The organism is Ruegeria sp. CDSC085 (assembly GCF_059610465.1).
This window is the reverse complement of record NZ_JBXWNR010000026.1, coordinates 24,489-36,295: the sequence shown is the minus strand read 5'-3', so window position 1 is coordinate 36,295 and position 11,807 is coordinate 24,489. Positions and strand designations below refer to the sequence as shown.

At 56.0% G+C, this 11,807-nt stretch carries 13 protein-coding genes; 2 read left to right on the top strand and 11 right to left on the bottom strand.

The annotated features are described in order from the left end of the window. The first annotated feature begins 177 nt into the window (after window positions 1–177). Together AC2FJB_RS21400 and AC2FJB_RS21395 are read left to right on the top strand one after the other, a co-directional pair. Window positions 178–1,215 (top strand): YeiH family protein, encoded by a 1,038-nt coding sequence (locus AC2FJB_RS21400; RefSeq protein ID WP_299902064.1) that lies wholly within the window; start codon window positions 178–180, stop codon window positions 1,213–1,215. A gap of 90 nt (window positions 1,216–1,305) precedes the next feature. Then, window positions 1,306–1,677: a cupin domain-containing protein gene (locus AC2FJB_RS21395; protein WP_496720770.1), complete on the top strand. Its 372-nt coding sequence runs from the start codon at window positions 1,306–1,308 to the stop codon at window positions 1,675–1,677. A 63-nt stretch (window positions 1,678–1,740) separates the two neighbouring features. On the opposite strand, the gene AC2FJB_RS21390 is transcribed toward AC2FJB_RS21395, so the two are convergent. From AC2FJB_RS21390 to AC2FJB_RS21340, 11 genes are all read right to left on the bottom strand, one after another. After that, entirely contained in the window at window positions 1,741–2,817 is a 1,077-nt protein-coding gene (locus AC2FJB_RS21390; RefSeq protein WP_496819046.1) for a 2Fe-2S iron-sulfur cluster-binding protein, read from the bottom strand. Next, the gene (locus AC2FJB_RS21385) at window positions 2,814–3,968 is read right to left on the bottom strand and encodes an aromatic ring-hydroxylating oxygenase subunit alpha (RefSeq protein ID WP_496819044.1); all 1,155 of its coding nucleotides are present in this window, start codon (window positions 3,966–3,968) and stop codon (window positions 2,814–2,816) included. The genes AC2FJB_RS21390 and AC2FJB_RS21385 overlap by 4 nt, the downstream gene beginning before the upstream one ends. Window positions 3,969–3,991: 23 nt before the next feature. Then, entirely contained in the window at window positions 3,992–4,243 is a 252-nt protein-coding gene (locus AC2FJB_RS21380) for a hypothetical protein (protein ID WP_117873609.1), read from the bottom strand. Continuing rightward, the gene (locus AC2FJB_RS21375) at window positions 4,240–4,833 is read right to left on the bottom strand and encodes a TetR/AcrR family transcriptional regulator (RefSeq protein ID WP_496720765.1); all 594 of its coding nucleotides are present in this window, start codon (window positions 4,831–4,833) and stop codon (window positions 4,240–4,242) included. The genes AC2FJB_RS21380 and AC2FJB_RS21375 overlap by 4 nt, the downstream gene beginning before the upstream one ends. A gap of 1 nt (window position 4,834) precedes the next feature. Further along, window positions 4,835–5,266, bottom strand: coding sequence for a DUF2141 domain-containing protein (locus AC2FJB_RS21370; RefSeq protein WP_496720763.1), 432 nt, complete (start codon window positions 5,264–5,266; stop codon window positions 4,835–4,837). 175 nt (window positions 5,267–5,441) lie between these two features. Then, complete coding sequence (locus tag AC2FJB_RS21365; protein ID WP_496720761.1) at window positions 5,442–6,374, bottom strand: hypothetical protein; 933 nt, start codon at window positions 6,372–6,374, stop codon at window positions 5,442–5,444. Between the two features lie 7 nt (window positions 6,375–6,381). Next, complete coding sequence (locus AC2FJB_RS21360) at window positions 6,382–7,695, bottom strand: TRAP transporter large permease (RefSeq protein WP_117873601.1); 1,314 nt, start codon at window positions 7,693–7,695, stop codon at window positions 6,382–6,384. Window positions 7,696–7,699: 4 nt separating this feature from the next. Then, window positions 7,700–8,233 (bottom strand): TRAP transporter small permease, encoded by a 534-nt coding sequence (locus AC2FJB_RS21355; RefSeq protein ID WP_117873599.1) that lies wholly within the window; start codon window positions 8,231–8,233, stop codon window positions 7,700–7,702. A gap of 69 nt (window positions 8,234–8,302) precedes the next feature. Continuing rightward, window positions 8,303–9,280: a TRAP transporter substrate-binding protein gene (locus AC2FJB_RS21350; protein WP_496720759.1), complete on the bottom strand. Its 978-nt coding sequence runs from the start codon at window positions 9,278–9,280 to the stop codon at window positions 8,303–8,305. Window positions 9,281–9,332: 52 nt separating this feature from the next. Then, complete coding sequence (locus tag AC2FJB_RS21345) at window positions 9,333–10,583, bottom strand: NAD(P)/FAD-dependent oxidoreductase (protein ID WP_496720757.1); 1,251 nt, start codon at window positions 10,581–10,583, stop codon at window positions 9,333–9,335. Next, complete coding sequence (locus AC2FJB_RS21340) at window positions 10,580–11,713, bottom strand: enolase C-terminal domain-like protein (protein WP_496720755.1); 1,134 nt, start codon at window positions 11,711–11,713, stop codon at window positions 10,580–10,582. The genes AC2FJB_RS21345 and AC2FJB_RS21340 overlap by 4 nt, the downstream gene beginning before the upstream one ends. Window positions 11,714–11,807 lie beyond the last annotated feature (94 nt).

The following is an 11,807-nucleotide window of genomic DNA, read 5'->3' as shown; positions in this document are numbered from 1 at the left end:
CGAGCCCTTCCGCCGCGACGCAATGAAAAAACCCGTCGCAGTCGCCGGAATCTCAGCCGACGAAATGAAAGATCAGGTCGAGCTGTAATCTGATCATGCCCCCACCCGAACCGAATACGGTTCGGGTGGGGGCAGGCTTTGCCCAAAAGGCAGCTCAAATATTGCAAAGGAAGTAAGATGCAGGCGTTAAGTGCATCCAACTCGCCGTGGCTTCGGGCACGGTCTTTCGTTCGTTTGAACGGTCGCGGATTCTTAGTTTCCGTGGTTGTTGCCGTTGCGGCGAAATTTTTGTCCGAGCACTATGGCGCTCCGGCAATGTTGATGGCCTTGTTGCTGGGCATTGCGTTCCATTTTCTGGCCGAAGACGACGCAGGCGACTGCAAAGCCGGGATCGAGTTTACAGCACGAACCGTTCTTCGTTTTGGCGTGGCTCTGCTTGGGGCCCGAATTTCGGTTGAACTGATGATGAGCCTTGGCGCGGATCTGATTGCGGTCGTTATTGCGGGTGTGATCCTCACGATTCTGTTCGGCCTTCTGGGCGCGCGCCTGCTGGGTCGTGGCTGGCGCTTCGGTGTGTTGACGGGCGGTTCGGTCGCGATTTGCGGCGCGTCGGCGGCGATGGCCCTGTCTGCCATTCTGCCCAAAAACGAGCATTCGGAACGCAACCTGATTTTCACGGTATTGTCCGTCACTGTTCTGTCGACAATCGCGATGATCGCCTATCCCATCCTCACTGAGGCATTTGAGTTCAACGACGAGGTTTCCGGGGTCTTCCTCGGCGGGACGATCCACGATGTCGCGCAGGTTGTCGGGGCAGGGTTCTCGGTCTCGGATCAAACCGGAGAGGTCGCGACACTGGTCAAGCTGATCCGTGTCGCCATGCTGGCCCCGGTGGTTCTGGTCATCTCGATTCTTGTCCGACGCCACGCGGAACTCGGCGAAGCAGACGGCAAGCGCCCACCCATTTTGCCGATGTTTGTCGTTGGTTTTCTGATCTTTGCCGTCCTGAATTCAATGGGTCTGATCCCGGACGTGGTCTCGTCGGTAATGGCCGATCTCAGTCGATGGGCGCTGCTGGTGTCGATTGCGGCAGTGGGCATGAAAACGTCACTCAAGCGCATTCTGGATGTGGGCGGGCAGGCCATCGTCCTGATCGTGGCCGAGACAATCTTCATCGCTGCTCTCGTATTGGCGGGTGTCTACCTGTTTCATTAGAGGATGGCGAAAACCCAAGTCCAGCACGTGACCGATCATTGGCCGGTCACGTCATCTCGCAATACACGACCAGCAGGAGGGTATGACCTCATGACGACACAGGTACTCAATCTTTTCGATGAGCCCGCAACGCGCAGCCAAAGGCGTTTGGCTGATCTTCCCGATCGCGTTGTCGAGGGTGATCCGCATCACAAGATTGGAATGCACTTCACCAGCCCGGATGGACAACTGTCTGCTGGGACCTGGACGTCTACGCCGGGCAAATGGCACGCGTTTACGGACAAGGACGAATATTGCTATATCGTCAAAGGCCATTGTGCCCTGATCCACGAAGACGGGACCCGTCAGGATTTTCGAACCGGGGCCAGCTTTCTGATCCCCAACGGTTTTCGTGGCTATTGGGAAGTTGTGGAAGAAACAACCAAGCACTTCGTAATCCGAGATTGTGCGCCGGACGAATGATCTGATCCGCAACAGGGCCTGAGGCGGCATGAAACAACCAGCCTCAGACTCACCTACCGTTCTTCAGCGACGCGTTTGATCAAAGCTGATCGCCAGTTTTTCCACCGTGGGTATTGATTGGCAGGTCAGGATTTCTCCGGCTTTGATGTCTTCATCCTCCAGCGCCATGCGCGCCCGCATATGAACTGTGCCGTTGGTCAGTTTGGCCCGGCACGCGCCGCAGACCCCCGATTGGCAGGAATAGGGTGGCTTCAGACCTGCGGACTGCGCTGCATGAAGAAGGGTCTGTCCCTTGGAGATCGAAATGAGATGTCGGGCGCCTTCCAGCGTCAGTTCAGCGGTTGCTTCCACCCCTTCAAAACCAGTGTCCAGATCCGGTGAAGCACCATAGCTTTCCACGTGGATGCGGTTCGCGGGCACATCAATGGACATCAAGGCCGATTTGACGGTCTGGTTCATGTCGCCGGGACCACAGACATAGTATTGAGCGTCCTGAGCGTAAGGAGGATACTCGGTGATCAACGCTTCAATTGCAGGCAGGTCGATTGTACCATGCCGCCAATACTCGGCACTGGACCACCAGCCGGGTTTCGAAAAAACGTGGTTGATTGTAAGACGCTCAGGATGTGTTTCCTTCAGCACGCTCAGTTCTTCCTGAAAAAGGATGCTTTGGGCGTTTGAGTTGCCATATGCCAGATGCGCGACTGAATAGGGCTCAGCTGTCAAGACGGAATTCAGCATCGCAAAGAGCGGAGTGATGCCAGAGCCCGCGCCAAAAAAGTAATGAGTGCGTCGTGCCGTTTCATCGGGTTCCAGGCAGAAACTGCCAAATGGCGGCATGACGTCGATGGTTTGTCCTTCCTGAATAGTGTCGTTGATGAAGTTGCTGACACTGCCACCCTTGACCCGTTTGACGGTGATCCGAAGCGGGCCCCCGGAGTAAGGTGAATTTGAGACCGAATAGCTTCGACGGTGCTCTTCGCCATCAATAGTGAAACGAATGGACACGTGCTGGCCCGGTCTCCAGGCGAACGTGTCCATCAAGCGATCAGGAATCTCGAACATAACGGTCTTTGCCAAGCCACCCAATTCAACTCTGGTCCCGCAAACGCGCAATGGAAAAAAGTCACGCGGGCTCATTTACCGTCCCCCAACCATTGCAGAACAACTTTCTGGTGCTCGATAACGGGGCTTTCACCGTTTGCTGCTGGACCTGCTTCAAAATACGGTGAATGCAGGGATTTCTGCTGTTGCTCGCACGCGTAGATATCTTCGCCGGTAAAGTCGCCGGCAACCATCGGGTCATCTTCGCCCATCGCGTCATTGGCTTCGTATTTTCCGCCTATTCCAAACTTGGACCAGAAAGAGGACGACTTCATCGACTGTTTGGTGAATTCCCATTCCGAGCTGTTGGACACCCGCCCACGATTGTGAACTCGTGTCAGTTCCGGGCCAAGGGGTTCGATAATGAAGATATTCCAGCCGTCTTCCGAAGCGGCCAGGCCAATACCCGGGAACAGCATGGGCACCCAGGCTCCATTCATGTCTTTGGGTATGACGCGTGGGGCGGTCAGTTTGCTTTCCTGATCTTCCAGAAACTCTGCCACCGGCGGCTCCCAAAACAAGTAATGGGGTCCTTCCCAGTGGTACTTTGCGGCTTTATGGTCATACATCTGCAGCGTATTCGAATGCAGATGACTCAGGTGGTAAACGTCGATGTAGTTCTCAACGACAACCTTCCAGTTGGCCTTTATCTCGTAGCTGTTGTTCAGTTCTTCATACTCGATCAGCTCTTCCGGGACGTGGGGGCCGATATGGGGTTCGACCGGGCCGAGCCATTCGGCGATGGAAGGTGCGTCGGGGTCTGGATGGACGAAAATCATCGATTTCCAGATATCGACCTTGGCGGGTTTCAGGCCAAGGCAGGACTTGTCGACCTTGCCATATTCCTCTTGCTCATCTGGCACCGAAATCAGATTGCCTTCAAGGTCGTACGTCCAGTCGTGATAAGGGCAGGTCAAGGCCTTTTGCGTTTTGCCAACCGCCCTGATCAGTTGGGTGCCGCGGTGGCGGCAGATGTTATGGAACGCGCGCAGGCGGCGATCGCGCCCCATGATCACGAAAATATTGTTGAGCCCGGCCTGCACGGCGATGAATTGGCCAGGTTCGCTGACATCCTCCATAAAACCGGCGTAACGCCAGGTTTTGGAGAAGATTTCGCGCATTTCCCGGTTGAACCAATCCTGGCTAGTGTAAGCCTCGACTGGCAAAAGGTGCAGCATGGGTTTCATTTGAGCCTCTTGTGAAGGTTTCTTCAAAACGTTGAAGGTAGAATGTCGATGGCAATCATCGACAGGCCAAGTGCGATCCAGGCGAGTTGGATCAGCCAAAACAGGACGGGGTCTTCATCCCGGGTTACGTCGGTCAAAAGCAATGCGTGACCGGAATAGAAATTCGGGATTGTCCAGAACATGAAAAGAAGACCCCACAACGACTGATAGCCAAGTACTGTCGTGACCATCAGCGCAGCAAAGGTGATGTAGTTCAGCTGCCGCCTGCGTGTCATGATGCGTGCTCCAGGCCATTGAACAGTGCACGCGCGGCCTGTTCGGCCTGTGTTTTCCAGACACTCGGCATTTCCAGGGGGGCCAAAGACGTCGCGTTGAAATAAAGGGCCACGATACCATGAGCGGTGGTATTGACTTTTGCGGCATCCACTTTCGGGAAATCCGCGCGCAGTATCGCGGCAATCGCAGTTTCAAAGGAAAGCAGAGCCTCACGACAAGCCTGGCGAAGCGAAACATCCTCGACAGCCCGCGCGGTGAGTGCTGCAAAGGCAAGTACCATATCCGGTGACGTCTGGTTCATGTCCGAGAACAGAAGATCGATCAGATGTTCTGATTTGCCCGAGGCCGGCAAGACCCCAACAAGCGCGTCAGACTGTTCCGAAAAGCATTTCAGAACATAGTCTTGCAGGGTCGTGATCAATTCATCCCGATTGCCCAGATGATGCCGGATCAGAGGACGCGTCAGGCCTGCCTCCTTGGCAATTTGTGAAAGCGATGCACCATCGAGGCCATATCTCGCAACACATCTGACCAGAGCCTGCATAACCTGATCATAACGTTCATCACGATTTGAGGGGCGCCCGCTCATGTTATTCCCAGTACTTCAACTTCAAGTTTCCAGTTGCGCCGGTGCCGACGGCGACCGCGGCATCCGCGAATTCTGGTGGCAGACCGCTTCGCCCCATACCGCCAAAGCCGTACCCTTCGGTTGGAACATCCTTGTCGGTATCCAGGTTGCTGTTTCTGTTCTCGTCGTGAATCGCGGCAATCGCGTATTTGCCAAGCGGAAGATTGTGAAAGGTAACCGAAACCTGGCCTTCGACAGCAGGAACCGCAGCCAAAGCCGCAGCGTTCGTCATGTCCATAGCCTCAAATGGTTTAGCTTCGTCAAACACCGCAATGATCAGATCGCCCTTTGCGTTGCGTACGTCCTTCACCGTTGCAGTGAGAGTCTGCGCGGACGCCCCAAGGGACGAGGCCAGCGTCATCACGGATGCGATCGTCAATTTTCTGGGCGGCATGATAAATCCTTAGCTGTCAGTGTTGACAGTAAATAGGGATAGCACAATTAACTGTCAATAGTGACAACATATTCCAGATGCCGCCAAACAAGTTTTTGGCACTGAACTGGAGGCGTGGAGTCTGCCTAAAGTCGGTATGGGACGGGGAAAAGGTATCTTGAGGAAGTGCTACCAGCTACTCGGGTGGACGTTGTCTCCTATAGAGATGACGCATGACCACTGGTGTCAGGTACATCGGAATCTGATACGCCCCGATAAAGGCCATGATCGGCGCGGTGACCTCAGGCGGCAAAGCCACGAAGAAAATTGCGATGTTTCTATTTCCTGCGATCAGGGAGACAGCGGTAGAACTGGCTGCTGGTAACCTGTCTCGGGTCAAACGGAACGTAACAATTTGAGTGCCGAAATTGGCCAAACAGGCGAGCACGATCCAGAAGACCGCGACAGTCGGGCTCTCCAATGCTGTGGCGCTGACTGAAGGCATCAGGCCGATGACAAATACGGCCAAAGAAATTGTGCCCAACCCTTCCAGATTCAACAAGGTGGAATGGGATGGTGAACGCAACCAAACACGCCGTACAAAGATGGCGGCGCCGGTTGCGCAGAGTATCGTCAACAACAGTTGCAGTCCGGCCAACAGCACGGATTGAATGTCGCCCAATTCGGGCATGAGCAGGAACAGGGGAAACGCTGTCAATGGCAACAGGGCAGTGCCAACAACCAGCATTCGCATCGCGTGTTCAGGCGGATAACCCATCATCAGACACATGTTGGGACTGCCTGAAATTGAAGGTGCTGCCGCCATGATCAGCAGGGACAGAAGCACCGGCGTTCCCGTCCAACCTCCCGCAAAGCCGATGGCCAGAATGATCAGCGGTATTACGAATTGAAACCTAACAACAGTAAACGCGACCTGGTGCAGATCGCTCAGCGACCCAAGAATGGTTTCTGGGTCCATTCTCAGGACGGTGACGAACAGCAACAGCACGACTAAGGGCGGCAGCAGGTCTCGCATAGGCTCGGCCAAACCCGGCAAAAACAGACCCGCCACCAATCCGGCGATCAGAACACGGGGCCCGTGACGGGCCGCCAGATGGAGCGGGTTCAAGGCCGTTTTATCCGCCCGGGCTCTGGCGCAAGTTCTCGGGCAGCCAGGTGGCGAGGTCGGGGAACCAGATGAGGATGAAAACCATCAGTACCATGATCAGGAACATCGGTATCGCGGCGCGTGCGATATAGCTCATCTCATGATTGGTCATACCCTGCATCACGAACAGGTTGAACCCGATCGGGGGTGTGATCTGTGCCATCTCGACGACAACCACGATAAAGATCCCGAACCAGATCAGATCAATCCCCGCGTCGCGGATCATCGGTTCCACCACGGCCATGGTCAACACAACCGAGGAAATCCCGTCAAGAAAACAACCCAGAATGATGTAGAACACCAGCAGAACCATCAGCAGTTCGAAACGGGTCAGTTCCCATCCGGCGATCAGATCGGCCAGCCCACGCGGCAGACCGGTGAACCCCATGGACAGCGACAGGAACGCAGCGCCAGCAAGGATCAGGGCGATCATCGCGCTGGTTCGCGTAGCACCCATCAGGCTTTCAGTGAATGTCTTCCAGTTTAATGACCCCTGGCCGGCCGCCAGCAACAGACTGCCGATCACCCCGAACGCCGCAGCCTCTGTCGCGGTGGCATAGCCCAGATACATAGAGCCGATGACGACCGTGATCAGCAGGATCACGGGCAACAGAAAGCGGGAGTTCCGGACTTTTTCCGCAAAGCTCAGCTTGCCTTCGTCATTCGGGTTCCAGTCTTTGCCCAATTTGGAATAGATCGCGACATAGCCCATGAACATAGCGGCGAGAACAAGGCCGGGAAGGATACCCGCGAAGAACAGTTTGGTGATCGATTCATTGATCGTCACCCCGTACACGATCAGGGTCAGTGACGGAGGGATCATCAGCCCCAGCGTCGCAGCGCCAGTCAACGTGCCGATGATCATCTGTTCGGGGTAATTGCGCTTGCGCAGTTCGGGGATCGACATCTTGCCGACTGTGGTCAGCGTTGCTGCCGACGAACCTGAGACTGCTGCGAAGACAGTACAGCCCACGATATTCGTATGCACCAAGCCGCCGGGCAGGGGGGCCATCCACGGGGAGAGGCCTTTGAACATGTCTTCGGATAATCGCGTGCGGTACAGGATTTCGCCCATCCAGATGAACATGGGCAAGGCGGTCAGGGTCCACGAAGACGATGCTGACCATATGGTGGTGATCATCACATCGCCCACGGGGCGCGTCGTGAAAAGTTCCATACCGACCCAGGCAACCCCCATCAGGGCCAGTCCGACCCAGACACCGGTGCCGAGCAAGGTGAACAGAACAAAGAGGAAAAGGATGATGACAGACAGGTTTTCCATGCTCTTACTCTCCGTGGCTCTGGTCGGCCAGATCGCGGACAATGCGATGGTCACCTTTGAACAGGACATGAATCAGGTGATCCGTCAGCGCGATGGCCAGGATCACGGCACCGATCAGCATCGCCGACTGGGGAATCCAGAGCGCGGTTCTGTCCTGTCCCTGGCTGATGTCGTTGAACTTCCAGCTCCAATAGACGAAGCGATAGGCATACCAGCAGAAATACCACATGACGGCAGTGCCGATGGTGAAGCACCAAATTTCAAGGATACGCCGCACACCGTCCGGCACCGCGTTCAGAAGGATTGAAACCCGAATGTGGCTGCCCCGGTTCAACGCATTTGCAAAGGCCAGGAAAGATGCCGCCGCCATTGCGTACCCGGCATAGTCAGGCGCTCCGGGAAATACCTCACCTGTCCAGCGGGCCAGCATCTGCACGACGATCAGCAAAAGAATGGCAATCAGGCTGAGCGCCGCCATTACCCCTGCTGCCTGATAGATGAAGTCCAGAACGGACCGAAGCCCTCGCAAAACCGCCATGGTGTCCCCGCTGTGTTATGATTGGGTGGAAAGCGGGCGACACAGTGTAACGCCGCCCGCTCCGAACGGTTACTGAGACGCGTTGAACGTATCGACGATGGCTTTGCCTTCGTCACCGGCGGCTTCCAGCCATTCATTGGTCATGGTTACACCAATCTCCTTCAGCTCATTCGTCATCTGCTCAGATGCCGGACCGACGGTCATTCCGCCATCACGCAGACCTTGCAGAGTAAAACCAGTGTATTCCTTGGCCCGCCAGTTGCCTGCGTATTCCGCCAGCTCCGCGCAGGCCTTGATGATGTTCTTGTTGGCGTCGGACACGCCCGACCAGACATCCGAATTCACCATCACATAATTGCGCGGCAACCAGGCGTCGACTTCGTAGAAATAGTTCAGGCTTTCCCAGACCTTGCGGTCATACCCGGTTGATCCCGAAGACACCATCGACTCGGCGACACCCGTCGCAAAAGCCTGACTGATTTCCGCCGCTTCGATCGTTACCGGCAACATCCCTGTCAACTCGGCCAGTCGCGAAGTCGCGTTGTTGTAAGAGCGGAACTTAATGCCCTTCATATCGGCGACCGAGTTCACCTCATTCTTGAAATACAGTCCCTGAGGCGGCCATGGCACCGCGTAAAGCAACGTCAGGTTCTGTTCCGCCAGCACCTTTTCAATTGACGGTTTTGCCGCATCCCAAAGCTTGGCGCTGTCATCGAACGAGGTTGCAAGGAACGGTATCGAATCGAAACCGAACAACGCGTTCTCATTCTGGTGGCCGGACAGAAGACGCTCACCAATCGGGGCTTGCCCGGTCTGGATTGCACGTTTGATATCGGCACCTTTGAACAGCGAGCCGGATGGATGCGTAACGATTTCGATCTCACCGCCGGTTCCGGTCGTTACACATTTGGCGAATTCCGAACCGGTGGCCGAATGGAAGTTCGACGCCGAATAGGCCATCGGCATGTCCCATTTTTCGGCCACGGCTGGTGCTGCCGCGGCGGCAGTCAAAGCGGTTGCTGCCAGAAGGTTTGTCAGTTTTTTCATCGTTTTCTCCCTATCGAGTTTTGAAATACCGATATTTTTCATCGGTCTGTTCTTATGTTGCAAAGCGTGACGGCGCGTAGACGCTTACGTCCGTGTTCGGGGTTCTGCCCGCGATCATCTGCGCCAGAAGCCGTCCGGTCTTTGGCCCACCTGTCAGGCCAATGTGATGATGACCAAAGCCCATATAGGCCCCTTTGATTCCGGGCACGTCACCGATGATCGGGATCGAGTCAGCCGGGGCCGGCCTGTGCCCCATCCATTCCACTTCCTCCTTCCATGTTATGCCCGGAAAAGCGGCCCGGGCATTTCTTCGCATCAATTCAAACGGTGCGCGCGAGGGCGGTGCGTCCAGCCCTCCGAACTCCACAATACCTGCCAAGCGTATGCGCCCATCCATGGGCGTGGCAACAAACTTGCCCGAAGACACCATGACCGGGCTACGGGGCATGGCAGAAGGTGCCACCAATTCAAGATGATAACCGCGCTCGCTTTCAAGAGGAACAGAAACCCCCAGTCGCATCGCAAGTGGTCCGGACCAGACGCCAGCCGTAACAATGGCGATGTCGCAAGCAATGGTCTCACCACCCGCGCGCACACCGGTAACACGGCCGTTGTCGCGCGTGACGTCTTCGACGTTGGCGCGGATGATCCGGCCTCCGCCAGCCTCAACATGGGCGGCCAGGTCTTTCACGTACCGCCCGGGATCGGTGATATGACCGTGGTTGGACAGCTTGGCAGCGAAACCGATATCCGGGCTGAACACGGGATCATAGTCGTGAAACGCCTTGCCCTCCAGTTCTTCCCAATCAAAGCCGTTCTTCCGTCGGATTCCCCAGCCCAACGCATCTTGTTCAAAATGAACCCGGTTCTCGTAGAGAAACAGATAGTCGCTGGGCACGATCCACTTTTCAGCACATGTGCCTGCTGACAAGGCCTTGTGATCATTCAGGCTGTCGCCGACGATCGGTGTCAGGGCGGCTGCAATCCGTTCAACGTCGGCTACGTTCGCGTGGCTTAGATATTGCCGGAGCCATGGAAGCAGCTTAGGCAAATACCCCCATTTCAAAAACAGCGGCTGCGAGGAGCTCAGCAACATTTTCGGCGCTTTGCCGAGCAACCCGGGAACCGTCACAGGTATGATGGAACAGGACGCCAATACACCGCCATTGCCATGAGACGTGCCTTCACCCGGTCCGGCCTTGTCGAACAGGATCACGTCGTGTCCGTCCCTTTGAAGCCAGACCGCGGCCGAAACGCCGACTATACCGGCGCCGATGATGGCTATGGTTTTCTTTTCACTCATTCTGAAACCGCCTTGGCCACTGTATAATGGTTCAGCTTTGCCAGCTCGGGCTTGCCGCCAAGCCCCGGGCTTTCGGGCACGCAGACCTGTCCGTCCCTGATCCGGAAGGGTTCTTCCAGAATGTCCTCTTTCAGGAAATAGGACGCCTGATAAAACTCGCAGCCCAATGTGATCTCGGGTGTCGCGGTAATCATATGGGTACCCGCAAGATGGGCCAAACCAGCCTCGAACATGTCCCCGCCATACGCCGTCAGACCATGCGCAGCCGCGATGCGGGCGACCGTTTGCCCTCGTGTCAGACCGCCAGACTTCATTATTTTCACGGACACGCCATCGCAAATGCTTTCACGCGCGGCGCGTTCCATATCTTCGGGACCAAAGACGCTCTCATCAGCGAGAAGGGGAACATCGGTCATTTGGCGCAGCTTTGCCATCATGCCGAAGTGATGGGCGCGAACTGGCTGTTCGATGAAATCAGGATTGAACTGGGCCACGTCCCGCACCCGTGCCGGAGCCTCCCCGATGCTCAGCCCCTGATTATAGTCCACGCGGACCGAGAACTCAGGACAGTTCTGCGCAAGGTACTCCAACCGCATGATGTCAAAGGCGTGATCCTTGAACCCGGTCTTGAGTTTGACAATCCGCACGCCATCCTCTCGCAACCGCGCCAACAGGTCTATGTCCTGAGAAAAGTCCGGGTTGGCGATGGAACAGCTGAGCGGAATGGTGCTGCGGCAACGACCGCCCAACAAAGACCAGACCGGGGTGTCGCTGATACGGCCGGCCAAATCCAGCAGAGCGGTTTCCAGCGCGGCCTTCGCCTCGGTGCAATGTGCCACGGCATAGGTGGTGCGTGCCATGATAGCCGATCGGTCACTTACGCTGGCTCCAAGAACAAGGGGGCGCAGGTAACGATCCAGCGCCGCGAAAGTCGCCTCCGGGGTGCCGGTGAACACCGACCATGGTGACGCTTCGCCGAATCCATGTGTGCCATCCTCGGATGTCAGTCGCAGGATAACAACTTCGCAAACGCCTTCAACGGACCCTATACCGTGATCCCGGCGGGACGTGACCGGAAGCTTCAGGTGCCAGAGGTCGTAACCGATGATTTTTTGTGCCAGATCGCTCATTCCGCCCCCTGTCGTTGAGCGGAAGCCTGCCTTGACGGGCATATCATTTCAAATACTATATCTTCGACAGTTCATCAGAAAAAATGATGTGGTA